At 69.8% G+C, this 16,844-nt stretch carries 18 protein-coding genes; 9 read left to right on the top strand and 9 right to left on the bottom strand.

The annotated features are described in order from the left end of the window. Nucleotides 1-26 precede the first annotated feature (26 nt). Both JJ685_RS12310 and pyrE read right to left on the bottom strand, forming a co-directional pair. The gene (locus JJ685_RS12310; protein ID WP_236598891.1) at nucleotides 27-731 is read right to left on the bottom strand and encodes a DUF4124 domain-containing protein; all 705 of its coding nucleotides are present in this window, start codon (nucleotides 729-731) and stop codon (nucleotides 27-29) included. Nucleotides 732-744: 13 nt separating this feature from the next. Continuing rightward, nucleotides 745-1,425, bottom strand: a complete 681-nt coding sequence (gene pyrE, locus JJ685_RS12305) for an orotate phosphoribosyltransferase (protein ID WP_201674511.1) — start codon at nucleotides 1,423-1,425, stop codon at nucleotides 745-747. Between pyrE and JJ685_RS12300 the strand changes: the two genes are divergently transcribed. The 3 genes from JJ685_RS12300 (at nucleotide 1,424) to JJ685_RS12290 (ending at nucleotide 3,910) form a co-directional block, all read left to right on the top strand. Next, the gene (locus JJ685_RS12300; RefSeq protein ID WP_201674510.1) at nucleotides 1,424-2,227 is read left to right on the top strand and encodes an exodeoxyribonuclease III; all 804 of its coding nucleotides are present in this window, start codon (nucleotides 1,424-1,426) and stop codon (nucleotides 2,225-2,227) included. The genes pyrE and JJ685_RS12300 overlap by 2 nt on opposite strands. A 289-nt stretch (nucleotides 2,228-2,516) precedes the next feature. Next, on the top strand, nucleotides 2,517-3,689 hold the full coding sequence (locus tag JJ685_RS12295) for a sensor histidine kinase (protein WP_201674509.1): 1,173 nt from the start codon (nucleotides 2,517-2,519) through the stop codon (nucleotides 3,687-3,689). 56 nt (nucleotides 3,690-3,745) lie between these two features. Continuing rightward, the gene (locus JJ685_RS12290; protein ID WP_201674508.1) at nucleotides 3,746-3,910 is read left to right on the top strand and encodes a hypothetical protein; all 165 of its coding nucleotides are present in this window, start codon (nucleotides 3,746-3,748) and stop codon (nucleotides 3,908-3,910) included. Between the two features lie 55 nt (nucleotides 3,911-3,965). On the opposite strand, the gene JJ685_RS12285 is transcribed toward JJ685_RS12290, so the two are convergent. Further along, entirely contained in the window at nucleotides 3,966-5,132 is a 1,167-nt protein-coding gene (locus JJ685_RS12285; RefSeq protein WP_236598890.1) for an extracellular catalytic domain type 1 short-chain-length polyhydroxyalkanoate depolymerase, read from the bottom strand. A 238-nt stretch (nucleotides 5,133-5,370) separates the two neighbouring features. Then, nucleotides 5,371-6,324, bottom strand: a complete 954-nt coding sequence (locus tag JJ685_RS12280) for a transglutaminase-like domain-containing protein (protein ID WP_201674507.1) — start codon at nucleotides 6,322-6,324, stop codon at nucleotides 5,371-5,373. 220 nt (nucleotides 6,325-6,544) lie between these two features. Here JJ685_RS12280 and JJ685_RS12275 point away from each other — a divergent pair, with 220 nt between their 5' ends. Next, nucleotides 6,545-6,685: a hypothetical protein gene (locus JJ685_RS12275; protein WP_201674506.1), complete on the top strand. Its 141-nt coding sequence runs from the start codon at nucleotides 6,545-6,547 to the stop codon at nucleotides 6,683-6,685. After that, complete coding sequence (locus tag JJ685_RS12270; RefSeq protein ID WP_201674505.1) at nucleotides 6,682-7,620, top strand: bestrophin family protein; 939 nt, start codon at nucleotides 6,682-6,684, stop codon at nucleotides 7,618-7,620. The genes JJ685_RS12275 and JJ685_RS12270 overlap by 4 nt, the downstream gene beginning before the upstream one ends. A 36-nt stretch (nucleotides 7,621-7,656) precedes the next feature. Here the strand turns inward: JJ685_RS12270 and JJ685_RS12265 are convergent, their stop codons facing one another. From JJ685_RS12265 to JJ685_RS12255, 3 genes are read right to left on the bottom strand one after another with little or no spacing between them, the layout of a single operon-like run. After that, nucleotides 7,657-8,775 (bottom strand): phospholipase A, encoded by a 1,119-nt coding sequence (locus tag JJ685_RS12265; RefSeq protein ID WP_201674504.1) that lies wholly within the window; start codon nucleotides 8,773-8,775, stop codon nucleotides 7,657-7,659. 26 nt (nucleotides 8,776-8,801) lie between these two features. Continuing rightward, on the bottom strand, nucleotides 8,802-9,200 hold the full coding sequence (locus JJ685_RS12260) for a hypothetical protein (RefSeq protein WP_201674503.1): 399 nt from the start codon (nucleotides 9,198-9,200) through the stop codon (nucleotides 8,802-8,804). Then, nucleotides 9,197-11,272, bottom strand: coding sequence for an ATP-dependent helicase (locus tag JJ685_RS12255; protein ID WP_201674502.1), 2,076 nt, complete (start codon nucleotides 11,270-11,272; stop codon nucleotides 9,197-9,199). Before JJ685_RS12255 ends, JJ685_RS12260 begins: the two co-directional genes overlap by 4 nt. A gap of 134 nt (nucleotides 11,273-11,406) precedes the next feature. On the opposite strand from JJ685_RS12255, the gene JJ685_RS12250 reads away from it, so the two are divergent. The 3 genes from JJ685_RS12250 to JJ685_RS12240 all read left to right on the top strand — a co-directional run bounded on the left by JJ685_RS12250 (nucleotide 11,407) and on the right by JJ685_RS12240 (nucleotide 14,044). Next, a complete protein-coding gene (locus JJ685_RS12250) occupies nucleotides 11,407-12,381 on the top strand; it encodes an AEC family transporter (RefSeq protein ID WP_201674501.1) in 975 nt (324 codons plus the stop codon). A 186-nt stretch (nucleotides 12,382-12,567) separates the two neighbouring features. Next, complete coding sequence (locus JJ685_RS12245; RefSeq protein WP_201674500.1) at nucleotides 12,568-12,948, top strand: hypothetical protein; 381 nt, start codon at nucleotides 12,568-12,570, stop codon at nucleotides 12,946-12,948. An 82-nt stretch (nucleotides 12,949-13,030) separates the two neighbouring features. Beyond that, on the top strand, nucleotides 13,031-14,044 hold the full coding sequence (locus JJ685_RS12240) for an asparaginase (protein ID WP_201674499.1): 1,014 nt from the start codon (nucleotides 13,031-13,033) through the stop codon (nucleotides 14,042-14,044). A gap of 17 nt (nucleotides 14,045-14,061) precedes the next feature. Here the strand turns inward: JJ685_RS12240 and JJ685_RS12235 are convergent, their stop codons facing one another. Further along, nucleotides 14,062-14,598 (bottom strand): hypothetical protein, encoded by a 537-nt coding sequence (locus tag JJ685_RS12235; RefSeq protein WP_330901750.1) that lies wholly within the window; start codon nucleotides 14,596-14,598, stop codon nucleotides 14,062-14,064. Nucleotides 14,599-14,608: 10 nt separating this feature from the next. Further along, entirely contained in the window at nucleotides 14,609-15,793 is a 1,185-nt protein-coding gene (locus tag JJ685_RS12230; RefSeq protein ID WP_201674754.1) for a zinc-dependent alcohol dehydrogenase, read from the bottom strand. Between the two features lie 135 nt (nucleotides 15,794-15,928). On the opposite strand from JJ685_RS12230, the gene rocF reads away from it, so the two are divergent. After that, nucleotides 15,929-16,837 carry an arginase gene (gene rocF / locus JJ685_RS12225; RefSeq protein ID WP_201674498.1) on the top strand — a complete coding sequence of 303 codons (909 nt, stop codon included), beginning with the start codon at nucleotides 15,929-15,931 and terminating at the stop codon, nucleotides 16,835-16,837. Nucleotides 16,838-16,844: the final 7 nt, after the last annotated feature.

Below are 16,844 nucleotides of genomic sequence, written 5' to 3'. Positions count from 1 at the left end.
GGGAATCGTCGCCCCGGCGACGAAGATCAGCGGCGCGGCTGCGGCACCCCGCCGGCCGCGCTCGCCGCGCCCGAGGTCGCCGTGGACGGAGCCGACGTCTGGACCCAGAGGGCCTTCAGGCGCACCAGTTCCTCGTCGAAGCGCGCGTCGATGCGCTTCTTCTCCTCTTCCTGGGCCGCGATGAAGCGCTGCTGGCCGGCGAGCTGTTCCTCGTTTTCGTCCAGCTGGCGCTTGAGTTTGGCCGGCAGCTTGCCCGGGTCCTTGTAGAACTCGGTTTCCTGCAGCAGCTTGCCGCGCTGGTCCTGCAGGTCGTGCAGGCGGCGCTGGCCGGCGGCGAGCACGTCCTGGGCGGCGCGCAGGGCCTTGACGCGTTCGGCGTCGTGGGCGGCCTGGTCGGGGTAGCGCGTGAGCAGGGCCTTCTGCGCCCGCTTCTCGTCCACCTGGCGCAGGCGCTCCTCGGCGAGCCGGCGCTCACGCTCCTCGAAGGCCGCGCGCTCCTGTGCCGTCATGGAAGGGCCGATGGTGCGGCGCACGGTGCCATCGCGCTTGAGCTCCTTCTGCTCGCGGTCGAGGCATTCCATGATCGGGCGGTCGGAAGTCAGCCGCTGCCCGCGCGCGTCGATGCAGGTGTAGATGCTGCCCGTCTGGGCCGGCTGCGCCCAGGCGGGCGCAAGCGAACCGGCGGCCAGCAGGGCGCCGGAAAGCAGTCGGATACAGCGGTTTACAAGCAACAGGGCTTCCTCTTCAGCCGGCTCCGTATCGATCCCGGTAGGCAAGCACCTTCGCGTGGTGCTGCCCCAGCTCCTGGCCGGCGTGCACTTGCAGATAATGCAAGAGATCTGCCAGCCTGGCGATGGCGCAGACGTGCAATCCCAGTCTTTCCCGGACATATTGCACGGCGCTCCACGGCGCGTCGTGCCCGTCCTCCGTCGCCTTCTCCTGACGGTCGAGGGCGATGGCCACCGCGTGGGGGGTGGCACCGGCCGCCCGGATGAGGGCGATCGACTCGCGGGCGGCCGTCCCGGCGGACATGACGTCGTCGACGATCAGCACCCGGCCGCGCACCGGCGCGCCGACCAGGGTGCCGCCCTCGCCGTGGTCCTTGGCTTCCTTGCGGTTGTAGGCGTAGGGGACGTTGCGGCCCATGCGGGCCAGCTCGATCGCCACGGCCGCGGCCAGCGGGATGCCCTTGTAGGCCGGCCCGAACAGCATGTCGAACTCGATGCCCGAAGCGAGGATGCGGCCTGCATAGAATTGCGCCAGCCGCCCCAGCTTCGCGCCGTCGTCGAACAGGCCCGCGTTGAAGAAATAGGGGGAGAGGCGCCCGGCCTTCGTCCTGAATTCACCGAAACGCAGGACGCCGGAGCGCACGGCGAACTCCACGAAATCCTGGGCCAGGGCGTCCTGGCTGCCATCCGCCACCATGGGAAATTCCTTCTTCAAACTCACCAGCCTGAACCTCAATGGCATCCGCTCGGCGGCCAGCAAGGGGGTCGAGGCCTGGCTTGCCCAGACCAGTCCGGATTGTATTTGCGTGCAGGAGGTGAAGGCGCAGGCGCCCGACGTGCATGGCAAGTACGACGCGCTGGCCGGCCTCAAGGGCCACTTCCACTTCGCCCGGAAGAAGGGCTATTCGGGCGTGGGCGCCTTCAGCCGGCACGAGCCCAGCGACGTGATCGTCGGCTTCGGCTGCGAGGAATTCGACGCCGAGGGCCGCTATGTCGAACTGCGCTTCGACACCCCGCGGCGCAAGCTCTCCATCATCAGCTGCTACTTCCCCTCCGGCTCCTCCGGCGAGGACCGCCAGCAGGCCAAGTTCCGTTTCCTCGACGTGTTCGACCCGCACCTGGCGGCGCTGAAGGAGACGCGCGAATTCGTCCTCTGCGGCGACGTCAACATCGCCCACATGGAACGGGATCTGAAGAACTGGAAGGGCAACCGGAAGAACAGCGGTTTCCTGCCCGAGGAACGGGCCTGGATGACAAAGTTGTTGTCCGAAACGGGCCTGGTGGACGTATATCGTCACCTCCACCCGGACACCACCGACACCTGCTACACGTGGTGGAGCAACCGCGGCCAGGCGTACGCCAAGAACGTCGGGTGGCGCCTGGACTACCAGATCGCCACCGCAGGCATCGCGCAGACGGCGCGCGCGGTCTCGATCTACAAGGACGCGCGCTTCAGCGACCATGCGCCGCTGACGATCCACTACGAGATGTCCCTGTGACCTTCGCGCAGGCGGAACAGGGGCGATCGACGACGGGACGAGAACAGCCGATCCTTTCGCTCCGCGTCGTTCAAGGGGGCCGGCCTCCGCTCACATGCTTCGACGGCGTAGCGGCCGCAACCGCACTCCTGCGAGCAGGGTGAATCTTTACCCGGAGCGCGCTGGGCTCCAGGGTGCTCGTCATTGGCGAAAGGCGCACACTGGTGTCTGCCGGTCGGTGTCTGCCGGTCGGTGTCTGCCGGTCGGTGTCTGCCGGTCGGTGCCTGCCGCCGAGATTTGGGAGACGATCATGGATGAATTCCTGATCCACAATCGTGAGCAACTGGTAGAGCGCTGCAAGGCCAAGGTAGGTCAGCGACCGCTTCGTGCTGCCACTCCAGAGCAACTGCAGAACGGGGTTCCCCTGTTCCTGGATCAGTTGATACGGACTCTCCAGGCGGAGAAGGCGGACCTTCCCGCTGAAAGTCTCAGGATCTCCGGCGCTGCGGGCGGCTCGTTGGGTGTCCTCTCCGAGATGAGCACCACTGCCAGCGCGCATGGAGGGCAACTCCTGGAACTCGGGTACACGCTGGACCAGGTCGTCCACGACTATGGCGACCTGTGCCAGGCCATCACGGATCTTGCCGAGGAGCGGGATGCGCCTTTCAGCGTCGGCGAATTCAGGACCCTCAATCGCTGCCTGGACAACGCCATTGCCAACGCCGTGACTGCGTTCAGCGTTCAGCGCGATGCGGCCCAATCCCGCCAGGCCGCAAGGGAGTCGAACGAGCGGCTCGGTTTCCTCCTGCACGAGCTTCGCAACTCCTTGCTGAGCGCCAAACTCGCCCTCACGGCGCTGGAAAGCGGGCAATTGCCCGTCACAGGGGCCACGGGCGCAGTGTTGAAGCGCAGCCTGGCAGCCCTGGCGTCACTGGTCAAGCACGCCCTCGATGAGGTGCGCGTCGACGCCAATCTTGCGCGGGACCCGGAAGTCTTCTCCGTCGCCGAGTTCATCGCCGATGCCGGCAGCGCGGCGATGCTGGACGCCAACGCGCGCGGATCTTCCTTCAAAGTCAGGCATGTCGACACGGAACTCGAAGTCGAGGGGGACCGCCAGCTTCTCATGGGCGCGCTGATGAACCTGCTCCAGAACGCCTTCAAGTTCACCCTCCCGCAGACGGAAGTCTCCTTGAACGCCTACGCGGGCGATGACGGCGCGGTCTTGATCGAAGTTGCAGATCACTGCGGAGGTCTTCCGGCAGGGATCGCGGAAATCCTGTTCCGGCCGTTCTCCCGCGGCACCCAGGACAAGAGTGGACTGGGACTCGGGCTGTGCATTGCGCGTGCGAACGTGGAAAGCGCAGGAGGCAACCTGACCGTGCGGAACCTGCCCGGGACCGGGTGCGTGTTTTCGATCCGCCTTTCCCGACATGCACACCTCACCGCAGTGACGGGCACACCCGAGCCAACGAACGCCGGCTAGGCCGGCTCCTCCTGGAGGCCGACCGGTCGGGTGCTTTCCCGGCGGTACCATGCAGGATGCCCCGCCCTTGGGAAACCCACCTGTGCGCCGCGCTCGTGCTCGCGTCCATTGCCTTTGCCGTCGGCGAGCTCTGGCGCGCCGAGGCCGGCGCCGCCATCGGCGCCGCGGCGGTCTTCGTGGCGCTTCGGCCGCTTTTCCGCAATCGCGACCCGAGGCAATAGGCACGGCCGCGTGCGGGCCGATCGCGCCTGTGCAATCCTGCGCCGGTCGGCGGCCTCAGGTCGAGCGCACCGCGTCCGGTGCCAGTTGCTGCGCGAGGAAGAAGTCGATCATGGCGGCCGATGCGCTCGGCCCCGAAGGGTCGGTGTACGACCCGTCCGCACTGCCTCCCGACCAGGCATGCGTTCCGTCGGCGATCTCCCAGTGCTCGAGTCGAGGCACCTGCAGCGGGTCGTGGTAGATGGTGCGTTTCACGGTGCGGCCGGCCAGCGTCAGGCACTGCTCCTGCGGTTGCAGCTCGATGTCCGAGACGGTTGCGCGCGCAACCGCCTCGGCGATGAGCTGGCAGCCGTTGTCGGGATGCACGGTGCGGTCCGAGTCGCCGTGGAACACGATCGTCGGGACGACCGCGAGCGAGGTCGCGCCGGCACCCGGCTTGCGCGCGGGCCTGCGCATCGCGACATGGGCGGAGGGGACGTCCGTCGCGGCGCCCGCGGGCACGCCCGAGTGCACCCCCACGGCTGCGAACACGTCCGGATAGAGCTGCGCCACGAGGGCCGCCATGGCGCCGCCGGCCGACAAGCCGGCCACGTACACCCGCGAAGGATCGCCTTCGCATCGCTGCACCACGTCCGCCGCGAGCGCGGCGATCATCGCGGGCTCGCCGCGCCCGCGGTGCTGGTGCGACGGGTCGAACCAGTTCCAGCACCGCATGCTGTTCGACCGCGCCAGCTGCTCGGGGTAGACGACGATGCATCCGCGCTGGGCCGCCAGCTCGTTCATCGCCGTGCCGGCGGCGAAATCGGCGGCGTCCTGCGTGCACCCGTGCAGCATGACGATCACGGGCAGCAGCCTGTCGTCGCTCCTCGGCGGCACGTAGAGCCGGTACGCATGGGTCCGGCCGTTCGAGGCGAAGCGGTGCGCCTCGAAGCTGGCCGGCCTGAAGCGATCCGGCTGCGCCCGTGCCGCTTCGCGTTGGGGCAGGAGGAGAGGCGCCACCTCGTGCGCGCTCGGGGGCAACTCCCGGAACTCCACGTCCGAGATGTCGCTGTCCCCCGAGGCGTGTTGCCCCGGCGGGAGAGCGACCTCCGCCGCGCCGGGGCTTGCCGGCTGCGTCGCCGACGTCTCTCCCAAGGCCTGCCGGATGATGCGGGTGGCTTCCAGCAGCCTCCCTTCACGGGTGAGCTCGGAGGCCCTCTTCATTTCATCCAGGGAGATGTACATCACGGTCCTTCGCTTCGCTTTGCTGCACTGCACCATAAACCATATCCACGCGTTACGGGTACTTGCACGCTCTCGCGAAGAAGCTTTGTGCCCCCACGCGGACGTCGCGGGGTGCCGGCCTACAAGCCGGGCGGGAACGACAGCCACCGGTCGGGAGGCATTCACCTGGCTCAGCCGTGATGTGCGGGATCAGGGGCGTGAAAGGCGACGCGGTGCGTCGAACAGGGTGGTGCCGCAGCTAGCCGGGCACCTGGGGGAGAAGCGGCCGCGTCCCCTTCGCGGCATCGGCTTGCCCACCGAAGGAAGCACAACCCGACAGCGGGCCCGGCGATGCGGCGGCCGTCGACAGCGCCTCGCGGCAATGGTGGGGCAGCTCCAGCCCCGGACCTTCGAGGGCCCGCACGCTGATGGAGGGCGTCGCCGGGGCGACGTCACCGAAGATCGTGGCGAACGCGACATCCGCGGCGTCCCTCCCGGTGCCGAAGCGCAGGAAGCCCATCGGGATCCCCGTCCCCGAGGCGTCGAAGATGTACCAGCGGTCCCCGAGGTACACCTCCACGTACGCGTGGTAGTCCGGCGGACCGAGCGCCGGATCCGCTCCGTAATCGGTGCCCGTCGCGGTGCGCGCCGGGATGTTCAACGCCCGGCACATCGCGATCATCAGGTGGGCGAAGTCGCGGCATACGCCGACCCGTTCGACCAGCGTATCGACGGCCGACGTGTTGGTGTTGCTGGTGTTGGCGACGAAGGTGACTTGCTCCTGCACCCAGTGCTGGATCGCAAGGATGCGGCTGTAGCCTTGCCAGAGCTTGCCGAAGGTGCGCGATGCGAGCCGCAGCAGGCGGTCGGACTGGCAATAGCGGCTGGGATACACGTACGGAAGGACCTCCAGCGGGATCCATCGCACGGGGACTTCAGCCAACGTGTCGGGCTCGGCGCGATGATGCGTGATGCCCACGGTGGCGGCATAGCTCAGGTGCAGCAGGCCGGGACCCGCATGCAGTCGCATGAAGCGGGTTCCGGTCGCGGGATCGGTGGCGATGTCAGGCACCACGGGCTGGCTCAGGACGAGCCTCTCGCTCTCCACCGTCTGGTGCGCGGTGTGGGCCGCATGGACATTGAAGATGAAATCGGCGCCCGCCGCGTCGGCGATCTCGTAAGCGAGGTCCACCTTCAGCTGGAGACGGATCATGGCAGGTCGAGGGGATGCATTGCTGGGGGGCCGGAGAGCACGGCGCCGGCGCCGCTGCTGCAGGCGCGTGGCACCCAGTGTGCACTTCCCGCCGGGCGAGCGGGGGCCTGGCACAAATAGTTTCCCGGGCAGGAACCTCGCCGCTCAGTCACCGTGGACCGGAGACTTCTCACTTCGGCCAGTATGGGGCCGCACCGCACTCCCCGGTAAACTGGATGGAATGGGGGGATTCCGACCGACCTGCGACCACCTGGCCACGCCGCGCATCGCGCCGCTGGCGCGCCCGGAGGCCATCGACCGGGACCAGCGCTGCGCCGACCACGCACCGATCACGGTGGAGTACGAGCCGGCCCCGGGATGATCGTCCGCGACCGCCCCCGCGGCATCCAGCTGTTCTACATCCTGCGCGGCTCGGTGCTGCCGCGCATCGCGTGGGAACTCGTCACCTGCACGACGGTCGCCCTGCTGGTGACGCTCACGCACGGCCTCGTCTACCAGTGGAAGGTCACGCTCACCACCGCGCCGTTCTCGCTGATCGGCCTGGCGCTGGCGATCTTCCTCGGTTTCCGCAACAACGCCGCCTACGACCGCTACTGGGAGGCGCGCAAGCTGTGGGGGGAGCTGATGCACCGTTCGCGCAGCTTCGCGCGGCAGGTGCAGACGCTGCTGCACTTCGAGGCCCCGGCGGGTCCCGGGGACGCCGCGGATCCGCGCCGGCGGGCCATCCTGCGCATCGTCGCCTTCGCCTCGGCGCTGCGCCACCAGCTGCGCGAGGGCGACGCGCGCGAGGACATGCGGCGGCTGCTGCCCGAGGACGAGGCGCGGGCCTTCGCCGAGGCGCGCTGCGGCACCGAATGGCTGCTGCGCCGCACCGGGGAGGACCTGGGCCTGTGGCTGCGGCAACGCAAGCTCGATCCGCCCGTGGCGGCCGGCATGGACCAGACGCTGTCGGCGCTGGCGAGCGTGGCGGCAGGCTGCGAGCGCATCAAGAACACGCCGATCCCGTTCCCGTACACGCTGCTGCTGCACCGCACCGCCTGGCTCTATTGCTTCCTGCTGCCCTTCGGGCTGGTGGACTCGGTCGGCTACATGACGCCCTTCGTGGTGGCGATCGTGGCCTACACCTTCTTCGGCCTCGACGCGCTGGGCGACGAGATCGAGGAGCCCTTCGGCCTGGCGGACAACCACCTGCCGCTCGACGCCCTGTGCCGCGAGATCGAGGTCAACCTGCGCGAGTCGCTGGGCGACACCGAGCTGCCGCCGCCCCTGCTGCCGGTCAGGGGCCAGCTCACCTGAAAGGCGTGGCCGCCGCGGCGGCTGGGCGCCCGAGGGTCACCACTCCACGAGGCTGAGCCCGATGCTGAACACGGTGCGCTTGTGGTTGTAATCGAGCAGGGTGTCGCCGTAGCCGGTGAAGATCTGCGTGTGCAGCTGCAGGCCGCCCGGCACGCCTTCGCCCGCGTCGGCCAGCGTGCGGAACCACTCCAGCCGCAGCGAGCCGCGACCCGGCGAACGCAGGGAATGCCGCGCCGTGGCGGAGAACAGGTTGGTGCGGCTCTGGTGCCAGATCGCGTTCAGCTCACCGCGGCCGATGTAGTCCTCGATGCCGGGGTTGTCGTCGCTTGCCGCGTCCTCCGGCAGCCGGTGCCAGATGCGCCCCAGCAACTGCAGGCGGTCGTTCTCGGCGCCGCCCATGAGGTACACGCGGTTCCAGCTCCGCGACAGCGGCAGCGACTGCCCGTTGGACTGGTGCACGATGCCCAGCCCGCCGTAGCGCAGGCGCCAGCGGTCCTGCTGGGCGGGCTGCAGCGGGAACACGTAGAGCATTTCGGGCTCGTGGTCGGTGCTGCGGAAGGGCCGCGACAGGCTGGGCGTGAAGAGCTGCCAGTACGACTTCTGCGTGTAGGCGAACCAGAGCGAATCGATCGCGTCCGCGCGGCCGACCAGCAGCCCCTGCGCGATCTTCGTGCGCACCGACAGTTGCAGCCGCGTCTCGGTCGTGCGGAAATCCTGCGAGGTGGTCGCGTTGTTGGCCGGATTGCCCGAGGTCGGCTGGCTGTTGACGCTGTCCCCCTTGGCCAGGTCCAGGTTCAGCGGCCGGTAGCCGCGCAGGCCGAAGGTGCCGCAGTCCGCCCCCGGCTCCAGCTCCCAGAAGCGCGAGAGCTCGGCGTAGTCGGCGTCGCGGCAGCCGTCCGATGGGGTGAGCCGCAGGCCGCGGCGCGGCGCGGGCGCGGCCTGCGCGGCGACGGGGGAGGGCGGTTGCGCCACCGGCGCCGGCGCGCTCGCTTCCGCCGGCGGCCGCTGGTTCCGGGCCCAGGCGTCGAAGCAGGCGAGCCGCTGCATCGCGTCGGCGATCGCGGTGCACGATTGCCACGCTGCGTCGGCGGCCTGGGCGTGGGAGGCGAAGGGGAGCAGGGCGGCGAGGAGGCAGGCGATCCGGACGAGGCGCATCCGCCGATGCTAACCAGTCCGGAAGGCTACTCCTTGCGCAGGATGAATGCGGTCCCCGAGGCCGCGCCGTCGCGCCGCCACTCGCCGCGGATCTCGCGCCCGCAGGAGCCTTCCACCACCTCGCCGAGCCAGGCGGCGGCGATGCGCACGCCGTCGGCCGATTCCTCCAGCGTGAACTCGCCGTCCTCGATGTCGCCCGCGAGCTTGCTGCGCTCCCCGTTGCGTTCGAGGGTGCCGCTCAGGCTGCCGGCATAGAGCGCGTGCTTTTCCAGCAGCAGCGTGCCGACCTGGCCCTCGCCCGCGAACTCGGCACGCCACGACCCGAACAGGTGCCGTGCCGTGACTTCGCTGGAATGCGGGCACTCGCCCTGCGCCGCCACCGGCACGGCGCACGCCAGCAAAAGCGCGAAGGGGATGGCCTTCATGCCGCGCGCGGGCTTGCCGCGGCGGCGGCAGCGGCCGCCTCCGCGCTCTTCTTCGCGAACTCGGCCCGCAGCGCCTTCAGCTTCTCGCGCGGATCCTCCTTCACGGTCGCCTTGTCGAGGGCCATTTCGGCGATGAAGCGGCTCGGCTGGGTCGCGACCATGTCCCGACCCTTCTTGCGCTTCTTGCTCCAGCTCACGACCAGCGAGCGCTGCGCGCGCGTGATGCCCACGTACATCAGGCGGCGCTCTTCCTGCAACCGGGCCAGGAACGACTCGCTGCCCGCGCCGCCCTCGGCGTCCTCCGGCTTGAAGGGCAGCATGCCCTCCACGCAGCCGGCCAGCACCACGTGCGGCCACTCCAGGCCCTTGGAGGCGTGCAGGGTGGACAGCGTGACCACGTTCTGGTCCTTCTCGCGCTCGCTGATCGTCGACAGCAGGGCGATGGTCTGCGCCACCTCCAGCACCGACTTGCGCTCGCTGACGGTCGACACGCCGGCGGTGTCGTCGATCTCGCCGCCGCAGCGCTTGGCCATCCAGTCGCAGAACTCCAGCACGTTCGTCCAGCGCGCCGCGGCGACCTTCTCGTTCTCCTCGCCCTCGTACAGGTGCTTCTCGTAGCCGATGTCCTTCAGCCAGTCGGCCAGGAAGGTCTTCGCGTCCTCCGCGCCCACCGTGTGCCGGGCCCGGTACTCGAGGTCGTTCACGTAGCGGCCGAACTCCTGCAGGCTGCCCAGCGCGCGTGCGCTCAGCACGCTGGACAGCGAGGACGAGAACAGCGCCTCGAACAGCGACAGCTTGTACTGGCTCGCGAACACGCCCAGCGAGCCGAGGGTCTGGTGCCCGATGCCGCGCTTGGGCGTGGTCACGCAGCGCAGGAAGGCCGGGTCGTCGTCGTTGTTGACCCACAGGCGCAGCCACGCGCACAGGTCGCGGATCTCGGCGCGGTCGAAGAAGCTCTGGCCGCCCGACACCTTGTAGGGGACCTGCGCCTTGCGCAGCGCCTTCTCCAGCGCACGGGCCTGGTGGTTGGCGCGGTACAGGATCGCGAACTCCTTCCACTCCTTGCCCAGCCCGTTGGCGCGGATCGACTGGATGCGGGCGACGGCGCGCTCGGCCTCGTGCTCCTCGTTGTCGCAGTCGACCACGCGCACCGGCTCCCCTTCGCCCAGCTCCGAGAACAGCGTCTTCGGGAACAGCTTCGGGTTGGGCTGGATGACGTTGTTGGCGGCGCGCAGGATGGCGCTGGTGGAGCGGTAGTTCTGCTCCAGCTTGATGACCTTCAGCGTCGGGTAGTCCTGCGGCAGCTTGCGCAGGTTGTCCAGCGTGGCGCCGCGCCAGCCGTAGATGGACTGGTCGTCGTCGCCCACGGCCGTGAAGCGGCCGCGTTCGCCCACCAGCAGCTTGAGCAGCTCGTACTGGGTGGCGTTGGTGTCCTGGTATTCGTCGACCAGCACGTGGCCCAGCTTCTTCTGCCACTTCTCGCGCACTTCCGGGAAGTCGCGCAGCAGCTTCAGGGGCAGGCCGATCAGGTCGTCGAAGTCCACGCTCTGGTAGGCCGCGAGCCGCTCCTCGTAGCGCGCCATCACGGTGGCGGTGACGCGCTCGTTCTCGTCCTTCGCCTGCGCCAGCGCCTGGGCGGCGTCCAGGCCCATGTTCTTCCACAGGCTGATGGCCCACTGCCACTGGCGCGCCGTGGCGGCGTCGGTGGTGCCGCCGGCGTCCTTCAGGATGCCGGTGACGTCGTCGGAATCGAGGATCGAGAACTGCGGCTTGAGCCCCAGCACCTTGCCGTCCTCGCGCATCAGCCGCACCCCCAGCGCGTGGAAGGTGCAGATCAGGAGCTCCTTGGCGGGCTTGCCCACCAGCGACTTGGCCCGCTCGCGCATTTCGGCGGCGGCCTTGTTGGTGAAGGTGATGGCCGCGATGCGGTGGCCTTCCAGCCCGGTCTGGATCAGGCGGCCGATCTTGTGCGTGATCACGCGCGTCTTGCCGGAGCCCGCGCCGGCGAGCACCAGGCAGGGGCCATGCAGGTAATTGACGGCTTCTTGCTGGGCGAGATTGAGACCGGACATGCAGGGGAACAGCGGGGGAGCCGCGAATGATACGGGCGGCGGCGGCCCGCCGGCCGGAAGACCCGGCACTTTGCCACGGCACGCGGCCAGCGGCTTGACAGCCCCCGACGGCCGGCTCCGCGACAATACCCGCCGTGCTCGACGTCCTGCTCGTCACCTTCCCCTTCTTCGCCCTGGTGCTGGCCGGCTACGTCGCCGCCCGCCGCCGGATGCTGCCCTTCGAGGCGATCGCCGGCCTGAACACTTTCGTGCTGTTCTTCGCGCTGCCCTGCATGCTGTACCGCTTCGGCGCCAGCACGCCGATCGCGCAGATGCTCGATCCCTCCGGGCTGGCGGTGTGGCTCGCGTGCGCGTTGGCCATGGTGGCCGCGACCGTGAAATTCAGCATGAACGCGCGCATCCGCTGGAACGACGCCTCGTTCGGCGCGCTGGTGGCCGCCTTCCCGAACACGGGCTTCATGGGCGTGCCGCTGCTGGTGGCGCTGCTCGGTCCGCGCGCGGCCGGCCCGGCGATCCTCACCATCCTGATCGACCTGGTGATCACCAGTTCGCTGTGCATCGCGCTGTCGCGGCTGGACAGCGCCGACGAACACGGCGCGGCCGAGGCGGCGAAGAAGGCGCTCAAGGGCGTGGCGCTCAACCCGATGCCGTGGGCGATCCTGCTGGGCGGCATCGCGTCGGCCATCGGCCGCAAGCCGGTCGCGCCGGTGATGAACACGATCGGCCTGCTGGCCGATGCGGCCTCGCCGGTGGCGCTGTTCACCATCGGCGCCGTGCTGGCGCGCTCGCAGGCTGTGGCGGCGGCGGGGGAGCACGGCCCGCTGGCCGCGCGCGATTTCGTGCCGGTGGCGCTCGCCAAGCTGCTGGTGCATCCGCTGCTGGTGTGGGGCGTGGGCCTCGCCGCGCGCGCCGCGGGGCTGCCGCTGGACTCGTTCGCCCTGACGGTGATGGTGCTGGTGGCCGCCCTGCCCAGCGCCAGCAACGTGTCGCTGCTGGCGGAGCGCTTCGGCGCCGACACCGGCCGCATCGCGCGCATCATCCTGCTGACCACGGCGGCGGCCTTCCTCACCTTCTCGGCGGCGGTGGCGCTGCTGGACACGGGGCGCTGAGGGCTCGCCCGAGCCCATCGCCGCCATCGAGCGCACTCGGCAGGCGGTGCGCATGCGCGGACGGGCGGCCGCGCGTGTCGGCTTTGCCCGACACCGCGCGGCGCCGGGGTTCACTTCGCCCCCGGCCTCGGCGATAGTCTCCGCCACGAGCGGGAGCCCGATTCCCTTTTCCTTGCAGTCCTTCCAGTGTCCGGTCCGACCCAACTTCGCCTCGCCGCGCTCTGCGCGTTCGCCTATGGCCTGCTCGCCGTCAGCGGCGTCGTGCAACGCTTCCGGCACACCGGGAGCCTGCGCGGCCTGGTGCACGGGCTGATCCAGCCGCAGCTGTGGATCGTGCTCGTGATCGCGCTGCTGCTCTTGTTCGGCCTGTTCGGCAGGAGAGCCTGGGCCTGGTGGCTGGGCGTCGCGGCGGCCGCCTTCGGCGTGTTCCGCATCGTCAGCGCCTACGTGCAGGGGGGCGCCTTCGGACGCGTCCCGGCTGCGTGGACGCTGATCGCACTGGCGCTGCTGATCGCGATGCTGCTGCTGCTGGTCCCGCGCAAGGCGCGGCTCGCCGCCAACCGTTGAAGCCCGCGCGCCGGAGCGCGGGCGCGTTGGGGCGATTCCCTAGTTCCTGCCTCGGCGCGGGAGCGGCGTCGCACAATGGGCCATGCCTGCGCTGATCCCCCTGGTCGAAACCTTCCGCGGAGGCACCCGCGAATGCGTGCACTTCGGCGCCATCGCGGTCGTCGGCGCGCTGGGGCAGGTGCTCGCGCACGCCGGCGATCCGCACTGGGTCACCTTCACGCGGTCCACGCTCAAGCCGCTGCAGGCGCTGCCCTTCGTGCGCGACGGCGGCGCGCGGCACTTCGGGCTCGGCAGCGCGCACCTGGCCCTGCTGTGCGCCAGCCACAGCGGTGAGGCGATGCACGTGGAGCACGTCGAGCAGATCCTCGCGCGTGCGGGGGTGGGCTACAAGCGGCTGCAGTGCGGCTGCCACGTGCCTTACTACGCGGAGCTCGGGGGCTGGCCCCCGCCCGCGCCGGGCAGCTTCGACGAGCGCCACCACAACTGCAGCGGCAAGCACAGCGGCTTCCTCGCCTGGTGCGTGCAGCACGGGCAGCCGCTGGACACCTACCTGGAACCCTCGCACCCGCTGCAGCAGGCGATCCGCGCCACGGTGGCCGAAGTCGTCGGCCTGCAGGAGCACCAGCTCGCGATGGGGATCGACGGCTGTTCGGCGCCGAACTACGCCATGCCCCTGTCGCACCTGGCACGCGGGTTCGCGCGGCTCGGCACCGGCCTGCGCGACAGCCGCTTCGGCGACAGCTTCGCGCTGCTGGCCGCGGCGATGACCTCGCACCCGGACCTGGTCTCCGGTACCGGCCGCAACGATCTCGCCTTCATGCGCGCGGGCGGCGGCGACTGGGTCACCAAGGTGGGCGCCGAAGGCGTGCAGGTGGTGGCGAGCCGCAGCCGCGGGCAGGCGCTGGCGATCAAGATCGGCGACGGCAACAAGCTGGCGTTGCACGCCGCCACGGTGGAGGTGCTGGACCAGCTGGGGTGGCTGGACGATGCGCAGCGGGAGGCGCTGCGGCCATGGCGGTACGAGGCGATCACGAGCATCCGCGGCGCTCCCGTGGGGGAGCGCCGGGCGGTGTTCCGGCTGGAGGGAAGCCCGTAGCGCGGGGACGTCGGCCCTCAGCGGCGCCTGCGCCGACCATTCACGTACAGGAGCAGCGCCACCACCCCTGCCGCGATGGCCGCCTTGCGCACGAACCCGGCTCGGTTGTGCCGCCACTCCGCCGGCCCGCCCATCTCGCGGAACAGGTTCGGCACGTGCCCGTGCGCCAGGTCGTCCAGGATTCCCTCCACCACGTTCACGCGGTCGGCGAACAGCAGCATCAGCCAGTGGCGCAGGTCGTTCTCGCTGTAGCGGAACGCGCCGGCGCGGAGCATCCCCGAGAGGCCCGAAGGCGGCTGCGCCGTGCCGAACACCGGCGTGAGCCCGGGACGCTCGGTGGAGTGGAACACCTTCACCGACGGCTCTTGCTGCTCGAGCTCGTCCCAGTGCCGGTGGATGAAGCGCGGCGGCGTGCGTTCCTTCGGGTACGCGGGGCGGGCCTGCGGGTCGAGGTCGGCGCCCCAGCCCTGGATGCCCTCGGGCGGCTTGCGCTGGCGCGCCTCGGGTGCGGTCTTCTCGACGTAGATCGTCATGTCTTCCGGATGGTTGCTCACGACGGCCTCCTCAATGCACCAGCGCCGGCGCCCGGCGCTCGTAGTCGCGTGCGGACGGCGGGATCAGCACCGGCTTGATGCAGTTGTCCAGCTTGCTGGAGAAGACGTGGTACGCATCGGCCACCTCCTCCAGCGGGAAGCGGTGGGTGATGACCTCGCTGGGCTTGAGCCGCCCGGCCTGGACGTGCTCGATCAGCCGCGGCAGGTGGCGCTTCACCGCCGCCTGGTTGCCGCGCAGCGTCAGGCCCTTGTTGATCACGTTGCCGATCGGGATCATGTTGCCGGTCGGGCCGTACACCCCGACGACGGAGATCTTGCCGCCCTTGCGCGCCGAATTGATGGCCCAGTGCAGCACGGTGGCCGCGCCGGCCTGCAGTTTCAGGTAGCGCCCGCTGAGCGTCTGCAGCGCGTTGCCCACCGCCTCGGCGCCCACGGCGTCGATGCAGACGTCGGCGCCGAGCCAGTCGGTCATGCCCTTGAGGTGTTCGGCCATGTCCTTCACATCCTTGAAGTTCACGACCTCGCACTGCGCCCACTGCTGCGCGAACTCCAGCCGGTACTCGACGTGGTCGACCACGATGACGCGGCCGGCGCCCAGCAGCCAGGCGGACTTCGCCGCGAACAGCCCCACCGGGCCGGCGCCGAACACCACCACCGTGTCGCCTTCGGCGATGTCGCCCATCTCCGCGGCGTGGTAGCCGGTCGGGCAGGCGTCCGTGAGCAGAACGGCGTCGTCGAGGCTGAGGTCCGCCGGGATCTTCATCGGCCCGACGTCGGCCATCGGCACGCGCACGTATTCGGCCTGGCCGCCGTCGTAGCCGCCGGCCGTATGCGAATAGCCGAAGATGCCGCCGACCGCGGTGGCTTCCGGGTTCACGTTGTGGCAGTTGGAGAACAGCTCCTTCTGGCAGAAGTAGCAGGTGCCGCAGAAGATGTTGAAGGGCACCAGTACGTGGTCGCCCGGTTGCAGGCTGCGCACGGACGAGCCGACGCGCTCGACCACCCCCACGAACTCGTGGCCGAAGGTGTGGCCCACGCGCGTGTCCGGCACCAGCCCGTGGTAGAGGTGCAGGTCGGAGCCGCAGATGCACGAGCGCAGCACGCGCACGATCGCATCGTTGGGGTGTTCGATCCGGGGCTCGGCCTTTTGTGTCGCCCGCACGCGGTAGGGCCCGCGGTATTGCATCGCCAGCATCGGTTCTCCCTGGGTGTCAGTGCGGACCATTCTCGCGATTCGAACGCGGCCATGGGGGCGGCGGATGCATCCCGTTGCAAGCGGCCCGGAGGCTCTGTGCTTGCGACACAATGCGCGCTGCACTCCCTGCCAAAGATGACCACCATCAGCCTCATCGGTGCGCCCACGGACGTCGGGGCCAGCGTGCGCGGCGCGGGCATGGGCCCCGACGCGCTGCGCGTGGCCGGCCTGGGCGAATCGCTGCGGGCGCATGGCTGCGAGGTGATCGACCGCGGCAACCTCGCCGGCCCGCCCAACCCGTGGCAGACGCCCGTCCGCGGCATCCGGCACCTGCCCGAGGTGGTCGCCTGGAACCGGGCGGTCTTCGACGCCGTCTCCACCGCCCTCGCCATGGACCACGTGCCCCTGCTGATGGGAGGCGATCACTGCCTCGCGATCGGCTCGATCAGCGCGGTGGCGCGGCAGTGCCGGCAGGAGCAGAAGATGCTGCGCGTGATCTGGCTCGATGCGCACACCGACGTGAACACCGAGGCGATCAGCCCGAGCGGCAACATCCACGGGATGCCGGTCGCCTGCCTGCTGGGCCACGGCCCGGCCGACCTGGTGGGCTGGAGCGGCGAGCCCGCCGCCCTCGACGCCGGCAGCCTCGACTTCGTCGGCATCCGCAGCGTGGACGCCGACGAGAAGCAGGCGATCCGGCGGCTCGGCCTGCAGGTGTTCGACATGCGCCACATCGACGAGCACGGCATGCGCTACACCATGACCGAGGTGCTGCAGGACGTGGACGAGAACACGCACGTGCACGTCAGCTTCGACCTCGACTGCCTCGACCCGATGGAGGCGCCCGGCGTGGGTACCGGCGTGCGCGGCGGGCCGACCTACCGCGAGATGCAGCTGTGCATGGAGATGATCGCGGACACGGGCCGGCTCGGCTCGCTCGACGTGGTGGAGATCAATCCTGCGCTCGACGTCCGCAACCGGACCGCGGAACTGGCGGTCGATTTCATCCAGAGCCTGTTTGGAGCATCGACGCTGGCACGGTAGAGTCGGT

The organism is Ramlibacter monticola, from assembly GCF_016722785.1.
Taxonomy (GTDB): Bacteria; Pseudomonadota; Gammaproteobacteria; order Burkholderiales; family Burkholderiaceae_C; genus Ramlibacter; species Ramlibacter monticola.
The sequence above is the reverse complement of the archived record's forward strand: the minus strand, read 5'-3'. Positions and strand labels throughout refer to the sequence as shown.

Bases quoted from the DNA above. Each gene is read 5' to 3' on its own strand.
- JJ685_RS12300 (WP_201674510.1), top strand. From the start codon at position 1,424: ATGGGAAATTCCTTCTTCAAACTCACCAGCCTGAACCTCAATGGCATC.
- pyrE (WP_201674511.1), bottom strand. From the start codon at position 1,425: ATGGTGGCGGATGGCAGCCAGGACGCCCTGGCCCAGGATTTCGTGGAG.
- JJ685_RS12295 (WP_201674509.1), top strand. From the start codon at position 2,517: ATGGATGAATTCCTGATCCACAATCGTGAGCAACTGGTAGAGCGCTGC.
- JJ685_RS12290 (WP_201674508.1), top strand. From the start codon at position 3,746: ATGCCCCGCCCTTGGGAAACCCACCTGTGCGCCGCGCTCGTGCTCGCG.
- JJ685_RS12285 (WP_236598890.1), bottom strand. From the start codon at position 5,132: ATGTACATCTCCCTGGATGAAATGAAGAGGGCCTCCGAGCTCACCCGT.
- JJ685_RS12280 (WP_201674507.1), bottom strand. From the start codon at position 6,324: ATGATCCGTCTCCAGCTGAAGGTGGACCTCGCTTACGAGATCGCCGAC.
- JJ685_RS12275 (WP_201674506.1), top strand. From the start codon at position 6,545: ATGGGGGGATTCCGACCGACCTGCGACCACCTGGCCACGCCGCGCATC.
- JJ685_RS12270 (WP_201674505.1), top strand. From the start codon at position 6,682: ATGATCGTCCGCGACCGCCCCCGCGGCATCCAGCTGTTCTACATCCTG.
- JJ685_RS12265 (WP_201674504.1), bottom strand. From the start codon at position 8,775: ATGCGCCTCGTCCGGATCGCCTGCCTCCTCGCCGCCCTGCTCCCCTTC.
- JJ685_RS12260 (WP_201674503.1), bottom strand. From the start codon at position 9,200: ATGAAGGCCATCCCCTTCGCGCTTTTGCTGGCGTGCGCCGTGCCGGTG.
- JJ685_RS12255 (WP_201674502.1), bottom strand. From the start codon at position 11,272: ATGTCCGGTCTCAATCTCGCCCAGCAAGAAGCCGTCAATTACCTGCAT.
- JJ685_RS12240 (WP_201674499.1), top strand. From the start codon at position 13,031: ATGCCTGCGCTGATCCCCCTGGTCGAAACCTTCCGCGGAGGCACCCGC.
- JJ685_RS12230 (WP_201674754.1), bottom strand. From the start codon at position 15,793: ATGCTGGCGATGCAATACCGCGGGCCCTACCGCGTGCGGGCGACACAA.
- rocF (WP_201674498.1), top strand. From the start codon at position 15,929: ATGACCACCATCAGCCTCATCGGTGCGCCCACGGACGTCGGGGCCAGC.